The organism is Roseiflexus castenholzii DSM 13941, from assembly GCF_000017805.1.
Classification (GTDB): domain Bacteria; phylum Chloroflexota; class Chloroflexia; order Chloroflexales; family Roseiflexaceae; genus Roseiflexus; species Roseiflexus castenholzii.
This window is the reverse complement of sequence record NC_009767.1, coordinates 2,900,347-2,920,629: the sequence shown is the minus strand read 5'-3', so window position 1 is coordinate 2,920,629 and position 20,283 is coordinate 2,900,347. Positions and strand designations below refer to the sequence as shown.

General features: G+C 61.9%; 17 protein-coding genes. 1 reads left to right on the top strand and 16 read right to left on the bottom strand.

Going from position 1 to position 20,283, the window contains the following annotated elements; genetic code table 11:
* Nucleotide 1: 1 nt before the first annotated feature.
* The gene (locus tag RCAS_RS11695; protein WP_012120773.1) at nt 2-1,174 is read left to right on the top strand and encodes a zinc-dependent metalloprotease; all 1,173 of its coding nucleotides are present in this window, start codon (nt 2-4) and stop codon (nt 1,172-1,174) included.
* Nucleotides 1,175-1,803: 629 nt separating this feature from the next.
* Here the strand turns inward: RCAS_RS11695 and RCAS_RS11690 are convergent.
* The 16 genes from RCAS_RS11690 to RCAS_RS11615 all read right to left on the bottom strand — a co-directional run bounded on the left by RCAS_RS11690 (nt 1,804) and on the right by RCAS_RS11615 (nt 20,264).
* Entirely contained in the window at nt 1,804-3,006 is a 1,203-nt protein-coding gene (locus RCAS_RS11690) for a cation:proton antiporter (RefSeq protein WP_012120772.1), read from the bottom strand.
* A 205-nt stretch (nt 3,007-3,211) separates the two neighbouring features.
* Nucleotides 3,212-5,380, bottom strand: a complete 2,169-nt coding sequence (locus RCAS_RS11685) for a sodium:solute symporter family protein (RefSeq protein ID WP_012120771.1) — start codon at nt 5,378-5,380, stop codon at nt 3,212-3,214.
* A gap of 18 nt (nt 5,381-5,398) precedes the next feature.
* On the bottom strand, nt 5,399-5,680 hold the full coding sequence (locus tag RCAS_RS11680) for a DUF4212 domain-containing protein (protein ID WP_012120770.1): 282 nt from the start codon (nt 5,678-5,680) through the stop codon (nt 5,399-5,401).
* 371 nt (nt 5,681-6,051) lie between these two features.
* Nucleotides 6,052-6,654 (bottom strand): hypothetical protein, encoded by a 603-nt coding sequence (locus RCAS_RS11675; RefSeq protein ID WP_012120769.1) that lies wholly within the window; start codon nt 6,652-6,654, stop codon nt 6,052-6,054.
* A gap of 429 nt (nt 6,655-7,083) precedes the next feature.
* Complete coding sequence (locus RCAS_RS11670; RefSeq protein ID WP_232279995.1) at nt 7,084-8,361, bottom strand: glycosyltransferase family 4 protein; 1,278 nt, start codon at nt 8,359-8,361, stop codon at nt 7,084-7,086.
* A gap of 14 nt (nt 8,362-8,375) precedes the next feature.
* Nucleotides 8,376-9,422 carry a TolB-like translocation protein gene (locus tag RCAS_RS11665; RefSeq protein ID WP_012120767.1) on the bottom strand — a complete coding sequence of 349 codons (1,047 nt, stop codon included), beginning with the start codon at nt 9,420-9,422 and terminating at the stop codon, nt 8,376-8,378.
* A 2-nt stretch (nt 9,423-9,424) separates the two neighbouring features.
* A complete protein-coding gene (locus RCAS_RS11660; RefSeq protein WP_012120766.1) occupies nt 9,425-10,519 on the bottom strand; it encodes a diacylglycerol/lipid kinase family protein in 1,095 nt (364 codons plus the stop codon).
* Nucleotides 10,512-11,276 (bottom strand): response regulator, encoded by a 765-nt coding sequence (locus RCAS_RS11655; RefSeq protein WP_012120765.1) that lies wholly within the window; start codon nt 11,274-11,276, stop codon nt 10,512-10,514. The genes RCAS_RS11660 and RCAS_RS11655 overlap by 8 nt, the downstream gene beginning before the upstream one ends.
* Nucleotides 11,255-11,977 (bottom strand): Maf family protein, encoded by a 723-nt coding sequence (locus tag RCAS_RS11650; RefSeq protein ID WP_041331968.1) that lies wholly within the window; start codon nt 11,975-11,977, stop codon nt 11,255-11,257. The genes RCAS_RS11655 and RCAS_RS11650 overlap by 22 nt, the downstream gene beginning before the upstream one ends.
* An 89-nt stretch (nt 11,978-12,066) precedes the next feature.
* Nucleotides 12,067-12,939, bottom strand: a complete 873-nt coding sequence (locus RCAS_RS11645; protein ID WP_012120763.1) for a polyphosphate kinase 2 family protein — start codon at nt 12,937-12,939, stop codon at nt 12,067-12,069.
* A 3-nt stretch (nt 12,940-12,942) separates the two neighbouring features.
* On the bottom strand, nt 12,943-13,992 hold the full coding sequence (locus RCAS_RS11640) for a Gfo/Idh/MocA family protein (RefSeq protein WP_012120762.1): 1,050 nt from the start codon (nt 13,990-13,992) through the stop codon (nt 12,943-12,945).
* Between the two features lie 17 nt (nt 13,993-14,009).
* Entirely contained in the window at nt 14,010-15,230 is a 1,221-nt protein-coding gene (locus tag RCAS_RS11635; RefSeq protein WP_012120761.1) for a PSP1 domain-containing protein, read from the bottom strand.
* Nucleotides 15,231-15,268: 38 nt separating this feature from the next.
* Nucleotides 15,269-16,825: an adenylate/guanylate cyclase domain-containing protein gene (locus RCAS_RS11630; RefSeq protein WP_012120760.1), complete on the bottom strand. Its 1,557-nt coding sequence runs from the start codon at nt 16,823-16,825 to the stop codon at nt 15,269-15,271.
* A gap of 586 nt (nt 16,826-17,411) precedes the next feature.
* Nucleotides 17,412-17,987, bottom strand: a complete 576-nt coding sequence (locus tag RCAS_RS11625) for a DUF7676 family protein (RefSeq protein WP_012120759.1) — start codon at nt 17,985-17,987, stop codon at nt 17,412-17,414.
* A gap of 151 nt (nt 17,988-18,138) precedes the next feature.
* Nucleotides 18,139-19,167, bottom strand: coding sequence for an ABC transporter ATP-binding protein (locus RCAS_RS11620; protein WP_012120758.1), 1,029 nt, complete (start codon nt 19,165-19,167; stop codon nt 18,139-18,141).
* Nucleotides 19,164-20,264, bottom strand: a complete 1,101-nt coding sequence (locus RCAS_RS11615) for an iron ABC transporter permease (protein ID WP_041330669.1) — start codon at nt 20,262-20,264, stop codon at nt 19,164-19,166. Before RCAS_RS11615 ends, RCAS_RS11620 begins: the two co-directional genes overlap by 4 nt.
* Nucleotides 20,265-20,283 lie beyond the last annotated feature (19 nt).

Genomic DNA, 20,283 nt, shown 5'->3' with positions numbered 1-20,283 from the left:
AGTGCCTCTCAATACTACCCGTATGACACGCCGTCTTGGCGCGGCATTGCTTCTGGCGTTTGTTGCCGGCGCAGGCGCGCGCTACCTGGTGAACCGCGCCGCAAGCGGTATGCCGCGTCCGCGCATGATCGACTGGCTTCAGGCACGGAATATTGGTGTGGCGGTGTCGCAATCGTACCTGGCGCCGGTGGTTGATCGCGCAGCGCGCCAGGAACAGTATCGCCGCATGGTGCAGCGCAGCGAGCCGCTGATATCCGCCTATATGGGAGTGCGGCTGCCCCAGCCAATCGACCGAATCTATGTGTTCGACCGGGCAGAATGGATTGAAGCGAATCTCGCTGCGTTTCAGTCGCTCTTTGCACCGCTCGAAGAGTTGTACGACGAGGTGAGCGCGCGTCAGGGAATGGTCGGCATTCTGATCGGGCAACTCAACAGCCAGTTGATCGGCATGCAGGTGGGGGCGCTGATTGGCTTTCTGGCACGGCGCGTGCTCGGGCAGTACGATCTCGGCCTGCTATCGCCCGACCCAGACCTGCGCGGCGCGCTCTACTTTGTCGAACCGAACATCGCGCGCATCTGCGCCCAACTCGGACTCAACGGCGACGATTTCCGCATGTGGATCGCGCTCCACGAAACCACGCATGTTTTCGAGTTCGAGGCGTTTCCCTGGGTGCGCGCGTACTTTCAGGACCTGCTGCGGCAATTTATTGGTCGGGTGAACGATCAGGCGGCCATGCTCAGCGTCGGCATTGTGCGTCTGATCGAACGCCTGTTGCAGGGGCAACCGATCGACCACCACTGGATCGAGTTGATGTTGACGCCGGAGCAGCGGGAAATCTTCACCCGTATGCAGGCGTTGATGTCGGTCGTTGAGGGATACTCCAACCACATCATGAACGCCATCGGCGCGCAGTTGCTCCCCAGTTATCCGTCCATCGAAGCGCGAGTGCGCCAGCGTCAGTTGCGTCGTCCTCTGATCGAAGAGGCATTCAATCGCATCACCGGCATGGACCTGAAACTGGCACAATACCAGCAGGGTGAGGCGTTCATCAACGCGGTTGTTGCCGCCTGTGGCGCCGACTTTGCCAACCGCATTTGGGAGCGGCCAGAGAACCTGCCGACGATGGACGAAATCCGCGCACCGCACCGCTGGATTGCGCGCATGAGCGGGTAATACCAATGACGCTTGACGATGCCGCATGCGTGTCATTCCGAGCCCTTCGCTTCGCTCAGGGTAAACGCAGCGCGGAATCTGCGCGGGTCGCGCACGACCCCGCGCGCGGCGCGGGGTGACCATGCCGGATGTGCACCGGGAATTGGTATGAGAGGGGAGAGGCGAGAGGCGCGGGGTGAGAGGGGAGAGGCGAGAGGGACAAGGCGCGGGGTGAGAGGGGAGAGGCGAGAGGCGCGGGGTGAGAGGGGAGAGGCGAGAGGCGCGGGGTGAGAGGGGAGAGGCGAGAGGGACAAGGCGCGGGGTGAGAGGGGAGAGGCGAGAGGGACAAGGCGCGGGGTGAGAGGGGAGAGGCGAGAGGCGCGGGGTGAGAGGGGAGAGGCGAGAGGCGCGGGGTGAGAGGGGAGAGGCGAGAGGCGCGGGGTGAGAGGGGAGAGGCGAGAGGCGCGGGGTGATACCAATGACGCTTGACGATGCCGCATGCGTGTCATTCCGAGCGCAGCGACGGGTCATTCCGAGCGCAGCGACGGGTCATTCCGAGCGCAGCGCGGAATCGAAGCGGGTTGCGCACGACCCCGCGCGCTGCGCGGGGTGACCATGCCGGATGTGCACCGGGAATTGGTATAAGGTTTTTATTCCGCCGCTTCGATCACAGCGCTCCGCTCCCCGGCTGGCGGCGGCTTCGGATGCGCGAACGCCAGACGCAGCAGCGGCGGCGTGATCAGCGTCGTGAGCAGCGCCATCACAATCGTCGAGGTGAAGAGCACGTCGTTGACCAGCCCGGCGGCGCGCCCGGCGGCGATCATCACCAGCGCCACTTCACCGCGAGCGACCATGCCAACGCCGATCTGCACTGCTTCGCGCCACGAGAGACGCATCGCCATCGCGCCGACGCCGCAACCAACGACTTTTCCGGCAATTGCGAGCGCCACCATTATGATAGTGAATAGCGGCATCGCGCCAAGTGTCGTAACGTTGGCTTCCAGCCCAATGTTGACGAAGAATACCGGCACGACAAAGGCATAGGCAAGCGCTGAACTGCCGTGGTGCACCACGTGCTCCTCGTCGGTGTAGCGCGCCACGACAATCCCCAACAAATACGCGCCGGTAATATCGGCGACGCTCCCCAGCGCCTCGGCAGCCCAGGCGAACAGCATCACCAGCCCCAGCAGAATTGCAAGCACCGTATCCTGCCCACCGGCAAGGTGCTCGATTTTGCGCAACTGCGGCAGCAGTTTATCACCAACAAGCCAGGCAGCCGGGAAGAAAATCGCCATCTGACCGATCGCCACGAGGGGATTGCCTTCACCTGCCAGACCCAGCACGAGCGAGAGCACCAGTACGCCAAGCACATCGTCGATCACTGCGGCGCCGAGAATAGTTGCACCCACTTTACTGCGCAGATGACCAAGTTCACGCAGCACTTCCGCCGAAATCGACACCGACGTAGCGGTCAGCACCGCGCCGACGAACAAGGAAGGCAGCATATCCAACCCAAAGAGCCGGCCGAGCGCAAACCCGCCGCCAAACGGCAGAAGCACGCCGCCAAGCGCGACCATCGTTGCCGCAAGCCCCACCTGCCGCATTTGCACCAGGTCGGTTTCCAATCCGGCGCGGAACATCAGCAGAATGACCCCTACTTCCGCCAGCAACGCCAGCGGATCATTGGGGCGGATCAGGTTGAGCAGCGATGGACCGAGCACCAGACCGAGCACCAGTTCTCCGAAGACGGCAGGCAAACCAAGGCGCTGACTCAAGCGCCCGGCCAGTTTGGCGCCGATCAGGATCGCTGCCAGCATTGGCAGAAGCTCAACTGGCGAATGATGTTCTTCCATGCCCGGTCCTTTCTGCCACAGGAAACCATGGCGAAGCAGGCAGCGTTTCGCTGCTTCGCGTCTTCGCGCGTGTTATGGGATGCCGATCATCAGAAAACCGCGCATAGTATATCAGAAACGCTCCGATCCATGAGAGCGCGCTGCGCCCCTCTCCCGCGTTGACCTGCGAGAGAGGGGCGAGAAGCGAGAGCGAAGAAAGACGTGCTCAGCGCGCGCCAGCCGCCTGCTTGCCGCTTGCGATGCTGGTCATCAACTCATCATCGAGTTCCGGGCTGCGCAGGTGATCGACGAGGTCTTGAATCTCCTGTGACGGCGCCGCCGTCAATTTGCTGACGATGTAGCAGAGGAGGAAGTTGATCGGCATACCAAAGATGCCCGCCGCCAGGTGGGTAATGCCCAGCACATTGAACGATGGATCGAGGTAGTTGTTGTACATATAGAAGAGCGTCACCGACAGGCCGCCAACCATGCCGGCGATCGCGCCCGGACCGTTGCAGCGCTTCCAGAAGATGCCGAGCAACACCACCGGGAAGAACGACGATGCCGCCATCGAGAATGCCCACGCCACCATCTGCGCAATCAGCGCCAGACGTGGCAACGCGAGCAGCGCCGCAATGACCGCAGCGACCACGAGCATCGTTTTGCCGAGCCAGATGCGGGTGTTCATACTGGCTTTCGGATTAATGATGCGATAGTAGAAGTCGTGCGCAATGGCGGACGAAATAACCACCAGCAGACCGTCGGCGGTAGAGAGCGCCGCCGCCAGACCACCAGCCGCAATCAGCGCCGCGACCGTGTACGGCAGACCGGCAATTTCCGGCGTCGAGAGCACAATCGTATCCGGGTCGATATTCAGTTCACCGAATTGCAGAATGCCATCAGTGCTGGTCTTGGTAACCGCGGTGCCCGACAGCTCGCCGAAGACGCCGACTTTCTTGCCATCGACTTCGGTCTCGCTAAACGTCGCACCCGCCAGATCGATCTTGCCGTTGCCATTCGCGTCGGTAATCACCAGCGCACCACTTCTCACCTGTGGCGCAGCCCAGGCCGGCAGTTTATCAATCTCGCGCCCGTCGAGCGTCGTATAGTCGCGCTGCGTAATCAGACCCAGGCGGCTCCAGTTGACCGTCCACTCCGGCAACGACTTAATCTCCTTGCCGACCACGTTCTGCAAGATTTCCCACCGCGCAAACGCGGCATACGCTGGCGCCGTGAAGTAGAGCAGGAAGATGAAGAACAGCGCCCATCCGACGCTCAGGCGGCTCTCACGCACACTTGGCACCGTATAAAAGCGGATCAGAATGTGCGGCAGCCCGGCGGTGCCGACCATGAGGCAGAATGTCAGCGCCAGGAAATTCCACGGCGTGCCGCGCCAGTCAGTCTGAATTTCATCAGCCGGTTTGCTGGCATCGGGGATCGACTGCGCCTTCGGCGGGGTAATATTCAGACCAAAGTAGGAATTGATCTGATTGATGGCCGTTACGGCAGCGGCGTTGCTCAGCCCTTCATTGTAGGCAGGAACATACCCCTGCTGAATGATGCGTCCAGTCCCATCGCGCGCTGGCGCTTCGGACGAGATCTTCAACTCCTTCTCCAGCACAGTGATGTTTTGCAGCGCCTGCCCGTAGCTCAACTGCGGAAAGGGGAAACCGGTCAGTTTGAGCGAGAGGAAGGTCACCGGAATCATATAGGCGATGATCAGGATAATATACTGCGCCACCTGCGTCCAGGTCACCGCCTTCATGCCTCCCAGGAAGGAACAGACGAGCACGCCGGAGAGACCGATCACCACGCCCCACTCATACGGCACGCCGATGAAGCGCGACATGATGATGCCGACGCCGACCACCTGCGCCGTCACATACGTCAGGCTGACGATAATGGCGCAGATAGCCGCCACCAACCGGGGCCAGCGCCCGCCGTAGCGCGCACCGACAAAGTCGGGAATGGTATACTGACCGAACTTGCGGATATAGGGCGCAAAGAGGAGCGCCAGCAACACATAGCCGCCCGTCCATCCCATGATGTACGCCAGCCCATCGTAACCGAGCGCGTAGAGCGTGCCCGCCATCGAAATGAACGACGCCGCGCTCATCCAGTCGGCGCCGGTCGCCATGCCGTTGAACACCGCAGGCACATTACGCCCGGCGACATAGTACTCATCCAGGATTTTGGTGCGGCTCATAATGCCGATGAAGGCATACATGCCCATCGTCAGCATCAGGAACGTCCAACCGATCCATGCTTTCGGCATGCCGGCGCCGAGTTCCAGTGCGCCCATGATCAGGCTGAACACAATCAGACCAACTGTGAACATGCCGTAGTACTGCGCCAGGCGATTGTTGCGCAGTTTGACTGCTTCATTGACTGCCATAAGTCGCTCCCTCCGCTGTTACTTATCCCGGTCCTTCAGGTGATACTTCGCGTCCAGTTTGTTCATTGCATAAGCGTAGTAGAAAATGAGGATAACGAACACAACCAGCGAGAACTGGCTGCCGAAATAGTAGCCAAGCGGGAAGCCGGCAATCGAGATCTGGTTCAACTGATTGACGAACAGCGGCGGAATGTAGGCGACGGAGAACCAGATGATCAGCAGGATCGCAATCAACCGGTTGTTCTCTTTCCAGTACGCATTGATCCGTTCCTGACGGCTCATGGTTTCAATGTCGGACATGCTTGCCTCCTTGCGCTTTACTCAGGCGTCGTTGCTCATATGCAGGGACGATTCGCACTCATCGCTCGACCAACCGGAGAGGGATAGAAACTGCGACTTCTCACCTCCTTTCAGATGCTGAGGAAGTGTGACGTTGGACCGCCGGACGGCGCTGTACAGCAACCTGACCGATACAGCACACACCATCCGCAGTCGGGGCGGTCGCCCGGCTGCCAACGTGCAACAGAGGCAAACAGACACTGTTTGCGCAGCGGAGATCTTCCTCGGGTACGGTTAACTGGCGATGATCTGGAATGGTGGAAAAATAATACGCAGCCTTTTTCAGCGTATGATAAATCTTGTGTAAAGTTTCGGTAAAATATGCGCCATTGTTATGAGTGCGCTTCCGCCGGGCGCAGCAGTCGCGCCGCTTCGTGCGCCAGGGTCGTGTCGCTTGCCAGCGCTGCGGTCAGCGCATCTGCCAGAAGATACTGAAGGATGGTGGCATCGAAGATGTGGTCGCCGGAAGCGCGGAAAAACTGAACGACCGGTCGGCGCCCCCAGGCTTCGAGCCATGCTGCCAGCGCATGCGCACTCTGGTCACCGAGCACGCGCGTGGCATCGTGAGTGTCGATACGGGTGGCGAGCGCCAAAAGCAGCAGCGGAACCAGACGACCCGCGACACGCAGTGCTGTCAGCGCCAGGTGTGCGCTGTCGGGCGCAATGGCAGGCGGAAGCGGAATGGCGTTGATAAGCGGTTCGGGCTGTGGCGCAGTTCCGGCAGGTTCGGTCGTTGGAAAGGCATGGGTATTGCGATGATCATGCGGAGGAAGCGCCGCGCTGCGGATCGGCGACCGGGCGCGTTCATCAGCAAGACGATGGCGGCGTGCCACCTGCGCAGCGAGCGGCTGGCGGCTGCGGCGCGGTGCAGGTCGGCGTCGGCGGCGCGCCGGACGAGCGGCGCTGACTCTGTGCCACCAATTCCCTGTGACCATCCGGCATGGTCACCCCGCGCAGCGCGCGGGGTCGTGCGCAACCCGTGCCGATTCCGCGCTGCGCTCGGAATGACAAGTCGCTGCGCTCGGAATGACCCGTCGCTGCGCTCGGAATGACACGCATGCGGCATCGTCAAGCGTCATTGGTATCACCCCGCGCCCCGCGCCTCGTCCCTCGCGCCCCGCGCCTTGTCCCTCTCGCCTCTCCCCTCTCACCCCGCGCCTCGTCCCTCTCGCCTCTCCCCTCTCCCCTCTCACCCCGCGCCTCTCGCCTCTCCCCTCTCATACCAATTCCCGGTGCACATCCGGCATGGTACCCCGCGCAGCGCGCGGGGTCGTGCGCGACCCGTGCAGATTCCGCGCTGCGTTTACCCTGAGCGAAGCGAAGGGCTCGGAATGACAAGCATGCGGACTCTTCAAGGGAATCGCTCACGCTCCGCCAAAAGTTGCGCAACAGCCGGTCGTATTCGCTCCGCCGACCTCGGCATAAACGGCGCGCGCTCGCGCATAGACCCGCTCCCACGTCAGATCGCGCAGGGTTTTGGCGCGCCCGGCTGTGCCCAGCCGCTGCGCCAGCGCGCGGTCGCCGATCAGCAGACGGATCGCCTGCGCCAGCCCGGCAACATCGCCAAACCGCACGAGCAGACCGTCCTGCCCATCGGTGATGACATCGGGAATGCCGCCAGCGCGCGCGCCGATCACCGGCACGCCATAGCACCAGGCTTCCAAAAACACGATGCCGAAGGAGTCGGTGCGTGATGGGAGCGCAAAAACATCCGCCGCCGCCAGTGCGTCGCGCTTGACTGCATCGGGAGCATAGGGCAGCAGGCGGATGCGCATCCGATCCGCCGCCGGAAGACGCGCATAGAAGGCGTCGAAATGCGCCAGCGGTGCGCCAATGAGCGCCAGCGTCGCCGCATGTCCGTCGCGCCACAGACGCTGCATCGCCTCGATCAAATGAAGGGCGCCTTTGTCGTATGCCAGTGCGCCGATGAACAACACCAGCGGTCCATCGACACGGTGATCGGCACGAAACCGCGCACCGTCACCCCCCTGTATTTCTTCTGGCGTCACGCCGACGCCAACCACTCGCAGCCGCTCGCGTGGCACACCGCGCGCTGCCAGAAAATCACGCTCCACGCCGGTCATCACCATCACTCGATCACTCTGGCGCAGCACATCGATCTGATGGCGCATGCTGTAGTAGCGCACGATAGCGCGGCTTCCAGGTTCTCCCAGATGCATGAATGGCGTGCAGATGAATGGAATGCCGCGCTGCTGCGCATACGCATATGCCGGCAGAATGGCGAAATCGAGCGTGATATTGGTCGCATGCACGAGGTCGAACGGACCGTACTGCGCGAAGAACGCCTCGACACCGGGCCACTGTGGCGTCCACAGTGCCAGGCGACGAAGCAGCGGCGCGGCGCCGGGCAGGCGCGAAATCTCGGTCATCAAGCGGCGCAGCGCCGGGTAGAGGATCGGCGGTCCCGGACGGCGGCGGATAGGCAGACGAACGATCTGCACGCCGTTGAACGTTTCGACCGGCGTCTCGATGCGGCGGCGGCCCGGCATCCAGATATGTTCGAGGTCACAGGCGTCGGTGGCGAGCACGGTCACGCGATGCCCTTCCGCCGCGAGTCGTTCGCCGATCTCGCGGAAATAGCGGCTCGCGCCGCTTGCCACCGGATGATAGAGTTGAACCACATGGAGGATGCGCACTACTTCCCCCAACTCAAACCGGAGTCGGCGTCGGCGCGCAATCCGATGCTGACCTGTCGCGGCGTGGACGCTTGCAGGCTATCACCGATCATGCGGAGGTCTGCAACCCACAGATCGAAGCCGATCTCAGCGGGTGCAACCGCCAGGAACGCGATCATCCGTCCATCGGGCGAGAATGCGGGGGCGCGCGCCGTACCGATGCTTGTCAGACGCACAATGGTTCCGCCAGCTGTCGGTATCGCAAAAATGTCGGTGCGGTCACCATCACGCCCGGCAAACGCCAGCCAGCGTCCATCGGGTGAGAACGCCGGATCGTAACTCTGCGGCGGGATGCCGGGCTGCGGGGTCACGGCGCCGGTTGCGCGGTCGTAGCGCAGAATCTGCGATACGCCACCGGTCGTTGCCGGTTCGAGCACAAACACAATCGCCGACCCGTCGGGAGCATGCGTGACCCGCCCGACGTGCCCTGCATCGTCGGCATAGATCAACCGGCGCGCCCCACCGGCCTGCGCCGGCATGCTGAACAGCGCCAGGTGGTACTCCGCCGCCGGCGCACCGGAGGGTGGGGCGTATTGCGACGCAAAGGCAATCGTCTGGCCATCGGGCGCAAACGAGGGATAAAATGCCCAGATACTCTCACGGATGCGCTCGAAACTATTGCGTGGTTGGTTGGAGCCGTTATCGGTCAGACGCAGCGGCGCGCCGCCGTCCAGCGGCAGCGCCATCAAATCGCTAAAACTCTGGTCGCGCTGCACGAAGACGATGCGCGCGCCATCGGGCGACCAGGCGGGATGCGACGCTGCACCGGCGCCGGTCAACAGGCGACCAGCCTGATCCTGCCACAGCCAGACATTCCCGTCGCGCGCGAAGAGCAGGCGACCAGGCAGCCGCGCACCGGCGGCAATCATCGTCGGTTGGGAAACACCGGGTGGTGCAAACGGCGGCGCGACCGGCGCCGGCGCCACAGAGGTTGGCGTGGCATCAGGCGCAGGGGACGCACAGGCAATCAGGAACACAACGCAGAGACCGATCAGAACGCAACGCATCGTCACACCTGATGGGAAGCGGCCGGCGCGCCGCGCCGCCCCGCCTCATCGGGCAACACAGCGCGTCGAACCATCCAGCCAATCATGCGCTGCCACACCCGACGCCGACGGGGCGGCGCGGCGCGCAGCAGATCGTCGGCCGGCGGCGTATGCGGCAGCAGCGCATAGAGCGCTCCCGGCGCGACGGTAAACGTCATCGGTGTAAAACCGGACTGATCGCCATCGACCTGCACCGGCAGAGCGCCGCGGGTAGCGATGCGGATGGTGCGCGCGCGATGATATTCGATGCGCGGATCGAGATTGTAGCGTTGGCGCAGGATGGAGAGCAGGCGCAGCGGCGCTTCCGCCAGGCTATCGCCTTTGATAATGCACACATCGAGCAACCCGTCGTCGATGCAGGCGCGCGCCGTGATCTTGAAGACGCCGCCATACAACTGGCTATTGCCAATCACTACCAGCAGCACCCGCCCACGAATGACCCGCCCATCGAGCGTAATGCGCGCGCGTCGTCCTCGATAGCGCAACGCAAGGTCGAAGGCGCGCACCACATACGCCAGCGCTCCCAGGCGCCGCTTTTCTTCGCTGCGCACTTCATTCACAACCGCAGCATCGAAGCCGATTCCCGCCATGAGCAGAAAGTAGCGATCCCCGGCGCGCCCAAGATCGATACGTCGCCGTCGCGCCTGGAGCAACGCCTCGGCAGCGGCGCGCGGTTCGAGCGGCAGCCCTAATTCACGCACCCAGACATTAACCGTGCCGACCGGCAATGCCGCCAGCGCCGCGCGCGTTCCCGCCAGACCGTTGACCACCTCATTAATCGTGCCATCACCGCCGGCTGCCACCACGACATCATACCCGTGCAGCGCCGCTTCGCGCGCCAGGCGTGCGCCGTCACCAGCAAGGCGAGTCGTTTCGACATCGACCGTCCAGCCGTGCGCCAGCCAGACATCGCGCGCCGCTGCAACATTCTGCCGCAACGCAGCAGCCTGCCCCGCAAAGGGGTTCAGCACAATCAGCGCACGCGCCTCCTGCGGCAGCGTCTCGCGTTCATCGGTCAACGATGGCGCATATGGTGGAACAACGGTTCGATCACTCATCCTCATCATCCTCAACATCGGATGATGGCGGTTCGCTGCGGATCGCGCCTGGCGCTTCGATCCAACCGCGACGCAGTGCGTAGAGCACTGCCTGCGTTCGATCATTCAGCGAGAGTTTGCGCAGGATCGATGAAATATGGTTTTTCACCGTCTGCGTGCTGATGTGCAGCGCTTCGGCGATCTCCCGATTGCTGCCGCCGGCGGCGATCCGTTCGAGCACTTCGATCTCGCGGTCGCTCAACGGAGTAAAGAGCGGGAACTCCATCTCTTGCAGGCTGGTCACATCCTGCGGAAGGTTGCGAAACTGCGACAGCACCCGCCCGGCGACTTTCGGATCATCGAGCACCACATCGTTGATCACATACTCGCCGCGCGCAACACGGCGGAGCACGTCCGCCAACTCATCGGGATGCACATCCTTCGAGCGATATGCCGACGCGCCGGCGCGTAGCGCATTGAATGCCTGCTCATCACTTTCGTACACACTGAGCACAACGATGCCGACGCCAGGATAGTTAAGGCGCAACTGGCGGGTGAGTTCCAGCCCATTCATCCCCGGCAGGTTCAGATCGACCACCACTGCATTGGGTTCCAGGTTCGGCGGAGCGGCATTCATCCACTCCAGCGCATCTTCCCCGGATGACGCTTCGCCGACCACAACAATGTCACGGCAGATAGAGAGCGCCGCGCGCACGCCCTGACGAAAGAGCGGATGATCGTCGACGATCAGCAGTTTCACGGCAGGGTTGGCGGACACGGCGGTATCTCCTTTCCCCGATCGCGCAGCCAGCGCCGGTAGCCCTCCGCCGGATCACGCAAGCCGGTCATTCCAGCCGCGCGAAGGAGGCGCCAGGTCGCAACCAGCGGCAGCCCGACGACACAGGTATAACTGCCGACCACTGAACGCACCAACCGTCCCCCCAAATCCTGAATACCGTAGGCGCCGGCTTTGTCGAGCGGCTCGCCGGTGGCGACATAAGCAGCAATGTCGGCATCGCTCAGCGTATCGATGGTCACCTGACTGGCGACGAGATCAAAGAGCGGCAGCGCATCGGTGCGCCGGGCGTCGATGACTGCCAGACCAGTATACACCGTATGGGTCTTTCCCGAAAGACGACGCAGCATCCGGCGCGCATCGTCGGGATCGACGGGCTTGTTCAACACATCCCCTTCCAGCGCCACAATCGTATCGGCGCCGATGATAACACTATCGGGCGCGGATGCGCAAGCGGCGTGCGCTTTGCGCCAGGCGCGCAGCGTCGGATGGTCGAACAATGGTAATGCCAGTGGCGGCAGCGCCGCGACGATCGCCGGCGGCGGCAAATGATCGTGCTCTTCGGCATCGGTGGCGATGATCCGAAATGGAACGCCCAGGTACGCCAGCAACTCGCGTCGTCGCGGCGACGCGGATGCCAGCGCCAGTGGCACGGATGGCTCGTCGGTTACGGTACTGTTCATGGCGTGCTGAGTCGTAAGACCATCGAAGTCTGATTTCTGCACTCTTTGTTCCCGCATCCGCCCGGCGCGCATCCGGACAGGCATCGCCTTCATCGGCGTGAAACGCCTCCAGCACCCTGCGGGCGTCCCTCCATCGCGTGCTGTTCGGCACGAAACGCCTCCAGTTCGGCGCGCCGCGCGCGACTCATCGCATCCAGTGCGCGGCGCCAGTCGTCGCGGTAGGGACGCAGCGTTTCGACCAGCGCCTCGCTGATCGCCAGGTCGCGGTACCATTTACGGTTCGCCGGGATGATGTACCATGGCGCATAATCGGTGCTGCAACGGGTCAACGCCTCTTCATACGCCGCCATATAGTCGTCCCAAAACGCGCGTTCACGCCAGTCGCCAGCCGACAGTTTCCAGGCTTTTGAGACGTCCCTCTCACGCGCTAGCAGTCGCTGTTCCTGCTCCTCTTTGCTTATGTGCAGAAAACATTTGACGATAATCGTCCCCGTATCAGCAAGCAGGCGCTCGAAGGCATTGATCTGATCGTAGCGCGCCCGCCAGACCGATTCGGGAACAAGCGAGTGGACGCGCACCACCAGCACATCTTCATAGTGTGAGCGGTTGAAGACGCCAACCATGCCTTTGCGCGGCACGACCCTGTGCACCCGCCAGAGAAAGTCGTGCGCCAGTTCCTCTTCAGTTGGAACTTTGAACGACTCGACACGGCAACCCTGTGGATTGAGATTAAGCATCACATTGCGGATCGCACCGTCCTTGCCCGCCGTATCCATACCCTGGAGAATGAGGAGCAGTGCGTGGATGCCAGCCGCGTACAACTCCTCCTGCATCACGTCGAGTTCAGCATTGAGTTCCGCAAAGCGCGCCCGCCCTTCGTCTTTGTTCAATCCCCCGTTGGCGTCGGGATCGATATCGTGGAGCCGGACACGCATGCCGGGGACAACTCGTTGCGCATACACGGATCATGTCCTTTCGGTTGCGCTCCCATCAAGCGCCATCATTGCGGCAAGCGGCGAGTCATCGATGGTCAGCGGCAGATCAACGCGCCCGCGACGACGGCTCGACTCGTAGGAGGCAAAGATCACTTCGGTGGCGCGCAAGGCGCGGCGCGCTGAAAGTTCCGGCTCGCGTCCGGCGCTCAGCGCGTCGATCAGATCGCGGATGGCGCGGGTATGACAGATGGCATCGTGCAACCCTTCGCTCACATCGATCGTCTGCCAGCCAGGCGCACGTTCATTCCAGAGGCGCAACGGCGCCTGATCGCTTCCACCGATCTCGATCATGCCACGATCACCATACAGCCTGATGATGAGCGAATCGGGCGCACTTGCGCCGGTCAACACCATCCCGATCACCCCATTGTGAAACCGGAACTGACTGACCCCCTGCCCTTCGACCGTGACGCCGAAGATCGTTCGGGAGTCGCGTGTATCGATCTGACCGATCACCCACTCAACCGGCGTTTCATCGTTGAAGAAAAAGAGCATGTCGAACCAATGCGTCCCCCAATCGAACAGATCGTTGCAGGTCGCTTCCATCCGGCGCAGCATTCCGATAGCGCCGGCGCGCACCAGATGACGCGCCGCTCGAAACGGCTCTCCGAAGCGCCGCTGATGGTTGAAGGTCAGTTGTGTACCGCTGGCTTCGCACGCAACGATCATACGCTTCGCTTCGCCAAAGGTCGGCGCCATCGGCTTTTCGCAATGAACGGCGCGCACACCAGATTCGGCGCAGGCGATGACCATTTCGGCATGCAGGTGGGGCCAGGTGCAGATGCTGACAATGTCGAGACGTTCCTGCGCCAGCATGGCGCGGTAATCCTGATACACGGCGCCAACACTGTGTCGTTGCTGAAATGCGCGCGCATTGTCGAGACTAAGGTCTGCCACTGCGACCAGGCAGGCATCAGACGATGCACGGTACCCCTCAGCGTGCATATGCGCCATGCCAAATCCGGTCGCACCGGTGGAACGCCAGGGTCTACCGGCGCCAATGATACCGACTCGATACATGGAGTGCTCCTCGGACATCAGGTATTGCGCCGCCGTCGTCGCCGTGGGCGCTGCGGCGATGCAGGCTTCGATGGATCGGGTGATTGGGGCGTTTCTTGGCTGAGGAATGCGGCAAGATCATCCGCGCGATCAGGCGGTCGCTTCGCGTGCTGCTCAGCGGTTGGTCGACCCGATGAGGAACGCGGGGCTGGTTGATCGTCGGAGATCAGATTGAGCGCTTCCTCATCAAGCAAGTCGAGCGGCGCATCCTCAACGCCTTCTTCGAGCCACGCCAGCGCCTCGAGAACATCAGGATTGTTGATCGAGTCGCGCAGCAACCGTTTTTCGCTCGGACGTCCCTGGTCGGCACGACGCTCCTGGCGTTCGGCGCGCATTCTGGCGGCTGGCGTAATCCCCTCGGCGTTGCGGCTGCGCGCCACATCACCGACGTGGCGGGTCGCTTCCTGGATGTGCGCCGGCAAGAACTCCTCCTGCAAACCGGTGCTGGCAAGCGCAACGATGACCGTCTCGCGCAGAACATTGACCCCGACCACCTCCCCCGGACCGTCGGGCGTCTGCACCCATGCGCCTTTGCGCGGCATCCGGCTCTTGACCGCCACATACTGTTCATGTTCATACGAAAGGCAGCAGAGCAGGCGACCGCATACGCCGCTGATCTTGGTCGGATTGAGCGGCAGGTCCTGGTCTTTTGCCATCTTGATCGAGACCCGCGCATAATCGGGAAGGAATGTCGCGCAGCAGAGCAGGCGACCGCATGGACCGATCCCGCCAAGGAGTTTCGCCTCATCACGCGGACCAATCTGGCGCAGTTCGATGCGCGTGCGGAAGGTGCGCGCCAGATCGCGCACAAGAGCGCGGAAGTCCACCCGTTTTTCGGCGGTGAAGTAGAACGTCAGCCGCGAGCCATCGAACGAATACTCCGCCTTCACCAGGCGCATAGGCAAGCCGTGCTCCTGTACCTTTTCAGCGCAACGGGCGAGTACTTCATCCTGGCGACTGTTCAACTGGCGCAGGCGCTCGAAGTCAGCCAGTTCAGCGCGACGCAGCACCGGCTTCAGTTCACCGACAATCACTTCCGGATCGACCAGACGCGGCGGGTGGGCGACCTTGGCCATTTCCGGTCCGCGCACCGTCTCGACGATCACATAATCGCCCTGCGCCAAAGATTCCAGACCATTCGGATCGAAATAGTATGTTTTGCCGGAGTCCTTGAATCGAATGCCAACCACAACGGGCATACGAACCCTCATCATCTATGACCATCCATCGGGATGCTTCAGGGTGTGTGGAAGACACCTGTCGCGCGTGGACGACGTTGAAAGGCGCGCCCGATCACCTTATAGGTATGGACCAGCTGGGCTTTGCCTTTCAACTGGTAATCGCCCATTTCCTGCACAATGAACGCATCGCCGATGGCATTGCGCGTCGCCTCGGAGATCAGCACCGAGTTCAGGTCGGCGCGACTCTCGAGACGCGATGCCGTATTGACCGTGTCCCCTATCACAGTATACTCCAGGCGCTGCCGCGTTCCGAAGAACCCGGCATACACCGGACCGGTGTTGATACCGATGCGAAAATCGAACGCCTTGGACGGCTCGAGTTTTTCGATCAGGCGGCGATGGGCTTCGATCATATCGAGCGCCGCATCGACTGCTTCGATGGCGGTTGCACGATAATCCTGCCGTTCGTTCACCTGCGGCGCGCCGAAGATCGCCATAATACCATCGCCGATATACTTGTCGAGCGTGCCGTTATGCTGGAAAATCACCTCAGTCATCTCGTGGAGATACTCGTTGAGCAAATCCTGCACCTCACGCGGCGAGAGGCGCTCGGAAAGCGACGAGAATCCTTTCACATCGGCGAACAGGACAGTGACGATCAATTCCTGTGGCTCACGCAGGCGGCCATGCTCCGAAAAGTAACTGGCCACATCCCGCGCGACACTGGGAGAGACGAAGCGTTCAAACAACTGGCGGCTTGCCTCCTGCTTCCGCAATTCTTCGGTCAGCCGGGCGCGTTCAATCGTGATCGCCGCCTGACTTGCCAGCGCAGCCAGCAAGTCGCGCTCACGCAGACCAAACCGGTCGCGTCCCGGCGAGTCGAGGTAGATCAGTCCGATCGAACCGTGCTCAACAAGCAGCGGTGCGCAGAGCGCCGAGCGGATATTGGCGCTGATAATACTCTCGGTGCCGCCAATTTCGATGCGCGCGTCGCGCGTCAGCACCACTTCACCCGCCTCGAGCGCTTTGCGCGCGATGGTCGAACTGATGACCACTTCCTGCTGTGAGGGCGGATAGATCACGCGCGGCACCAGTTCATTATCGCGTTTCAGGAGGAGTAACGCGCGTTGCGCTGGAATCAGGCGCAACACCTCTTCAATCACCGCGTCGAGCAATTCATTCAATGAAATGATCAGGCTCAAACGCCGGGAGACGCGGAAGAACTCGCGCAGATCGATTGCCAGTTCGGGCACATCGCCGGTCACAACACCGCGCGCCTCGGCGGCCACCGGAAAGTAACGGCTGTCGTCAAGCACGACGTTCTGGGCTGCGCGCTCCTCGAAGTGCAACTCGAACGGACCGATCTGAACAATGTCGCCGTCACGCAGTTGCTCTTCCCGAATGCGCAACCGATTGACGAAGACGCCATTGCGACTGTTGGTATCGCGCACCCAAACATCGCGCCCGCTCAAGGTAATCTCGGCATGATGACGCGAGACGGTCGCATGATTGAGCACAATATCGTTCTCGAGGGCCCGCCCGATGCGCAACCCCTGCGCCTCTATCGGGTACGTTTTGCGTTCACCGTTGACATTAAGGGTGATCAATGCCATAGGCACGGTTCCCGGCATGACACGCGCTAGAGACAATATCTCTCTGTCGCGCACGTTTCCGTTCAGTTTAGTATAGCAGACGGCATAGCACGCGGCAACAAGAACCGGAAACTGAGAACTGAGCACCGACAGCGCAATCAACCGGAGATTGAACCAGTGCTGGTCTCTCCTACGAGGATGGTTCGTAATGGGGGATGGATTTCCACGGCGCGATATGGCTGCGCTGCGCGCCTGTTTTAAAAGCAAGAGCGAAGGCTGCGCACCAAACGCGGCATAGGCGGGATGAGTCTGATGAACAACGGTCGATACGCCGCACAGAACGATGAGAGGCGGACAGATATGCGTTTGTCGTGGGGCGGGAGGAGAGGTGAGACGTACACCAATGACCTGTGACCATCCGGCATGGTCACCCAGAGCAGCGCGAGGGGTCGTGCGCGACCCGCTCAGATTCCGCGCTGCGCTCGGCATGACACGCATGCGGCATCTTCAATCGTCATTGGTAGTAGTCTCTCGACTCCATTGCCACTTTCAGTGAAAATAAGCCGCCTATTCTCCCCGCAAAAGGGCATGCCATTACACAGGAGAATCAACCGTGAAACATCGTCTTGCCGCTCCGGTCTTTTGGATCGGGTGGCAGACCCAGATAACGCTGCCGCAGATCGTCCCACAGCGCAAGGCGCGACCAATCAGGGTGCTTGAGAAAGCGCATATCGTCTGACAGAAAGGGGTTGGGCAGGAAAATGGAAATCTGGTTTTCATCTTTGCCATTGAACATGCGAAACCCCCAACTGCCGACGGTACCGTCAGGGTTGAGGCGGCGGTAGAACTCGGCGCGTGATGTGCGGCGGTGATGCGCCAGATCAGGATCGACCGGCTTATTTTTGCTGCCCTTGTGCTCGCCGATACAGATGTGAAAGTGCCATACACCAAAATCAACGGTCAGGTAGCCATCGAGCATGCCGATTTTTGTTGGCGGTTCCGTCACCTTGATCTCGAAGACCGACCCCTGAATGAGCGGTCCGAAATGGATTTTGTCCCAGTGATCGCGGAAGAACTCGGTCATCAGCGCAACCAGGGTCTCCTCCTTTGGTTCGAGGGGAAAGATTTCGAGTGTTCCGTTTCCGGGTTCTTCGACAATCCGTGGTTCGAGTGCAGGTGTCATACAGGGTTTCCTTTTTCTTCTCACACCCTTTTTCGTCTGGCCAGGGAACGCCTGCTTCATCGAAGAAATCTTCGTTGCAGGAGAGCAGACACAGATCAAGGTCGTGCTGCAACCCATAGATTCCGCCATTGACCGTCGCGCTTGATTTCAGTCATCTGTGTGCCTGGCTCTGCTGCACCAGCGCCGCTACCTCACGCAGCGACCCTGCTCGCTGCGGCTCGGCGCCATTGGCATGTACGTCCCAGCACGGTCGCCGGTCGTCGCCACCAATGACGACGCGCAGCGGCGCCGATTCGTCGCCGCCGACCACCAGGCAGCCAGCGCGCTCCAGGGCGCGGACGGTCCACGCACGCACTATCCCGTTGCCCTCCAGCGCAACGCGACGATAGGCGGGCGGATGGATGCGGAAGTGTCCCTCGCGGCGGTCGAACGTCATTCCCTCACTTGCGAATGTCGCCTCGAAGGCGCCGTTGAGCACAAGGTCTTCCGGTGCGCCAACGTGCATCACCCCCCCTGGCGCCAGCAGCCAGAGCGTATCGGCAGTGCGCAGCGCCAGATCGAGATCGTGCGTCGAGAGGAGTATCGCCCGATTCATCTCACGCGCCAGACGACGCAACAGGCGCATCATTTCTACCCGACGGGGCAGGTCGAGGAAAGCAGTCGGTTCATCGAGCGCCATCACCAGCGGCTCCTGCGCCAGCGCACGCGCCACCATCACGCGCTGACGCTCGCCGTCGCTCAGTTCATACACGAGCCGCGCCGCCAGGTTCACCGCGTCTACCGCTTCCAGCGCCCGGCGGACCACATCTTCATCATGCGGCGTCAACCGACCGGTCCAGTCGGTGTGCGGATGACGCCCCAGCGCGACCAGCGCATACGCGGTGAGTTGCCCCACTTCGACGCGCTCGGTCAGCACGACGCTGAGGCGGCGGGCAATCTCGCGCGGACTGAGAGCGGCAATGTCGGCGCCATCGAGCAACACACGCCCGCCAAGGGGCGGCTGCATACCGACCAGCGTGCGCAGCAGCGTCGATTTGCCTACACCGTTGGGTCCCAGCAGGCACACCACCTCCCCGGCATGCAACGTCAGGTTCAGGTCGTTGGCAACCACCCGCCGCTGCCCATGCCGGGGCGCATAACCGATGTTCAGGGCTTCGGTTGCCAGGACAGTCGTGCTCATACACCAAACGTCCCCCTGCTCACGCCTCGTCGCAGAATGATCCAGACAACGGTTGGCGCACCGATCAGCGCCATAATAGCGTTCAACGGCAGCACCACGCTCGTGCCGGGAGCCTGAGCGGCCAGATCGGCCAGGAGGGCGGCAGTAGCGCCGACCAGGGCGCAGGCAGGGATGAGAACACGATGGTCGGCGCTGCGCAACAATGCCCGGCAGAGATGCGGAATGGCAATGCCCAGGAAGGCGATTGGACCACAAAATGCCGTCACCGTTCCGGCGAGCACGGCGCTGCTTGCGATAGTGCCCACCCGCGTCCGACGAATGTTCAGCCCCATGCTGCGGGCATAGGCTTCGCCCAGCAGCAGCGCATTGAGCGCCTTGGCCAGCACAAGGGCAAGCAGCAAGCCAGCGCTGATGGCAGGCGCCAGGACGCGCATCTGCGTCCAGGTCACCCCGCCAAAACTGCCGAAACTCCACGCAACATACGCCTGAATACGCTCGGCGATGCTGAAGTAGAGCAGCAGGCTGACAACCGCGCTGGTCAGATAGCCGATCATCAACCCCAGAATGAGCAGCGTGACGCTGCTCTGTACCCGCTGCGCCAGGGTGAGCGCCAGAACGAGCACCGCACCCGCGCCAATGCTCGCCGCCGCAGCCAGGCTCATATTGCCCGGCAGGCCCGCAACCGTGAGCAGCGTGGTGTTCGCCACGCCAACGCTCAACACTACCAGCGCCACTCCCAGGCTGGCGCCTGAACTGACGCCGAGCACGAAGGGGTCTGCCATCGGATTGCGAAAGAGGGTCTGCATCTGCAAGCCGCTGACGCCGAGGGCCGCCCCCGCCAGAGTCGCAGTGAGCGCCTTGGGAAGCCGAAAGTCGAAGATGATCGTCTTCCACGTTGCGCGCTCCGCCTCCCCACCGAGCAGGATCATCAGCACCTGTTCCAGCGGGATGCGAACCGACCCGAAACTCAGGCTGAGCACAAAGGCGCCAACCAGCACGCCAAACATTGTGACCAGCGCCAGGGGGCGCAGTCCCAGCCGCGGCCAGGGGAAGGCGGTTACCGTTGATTCGATGCTGGTTGGAGTTGTTTCCGCCATAGGCAACTCATCAGTGTTA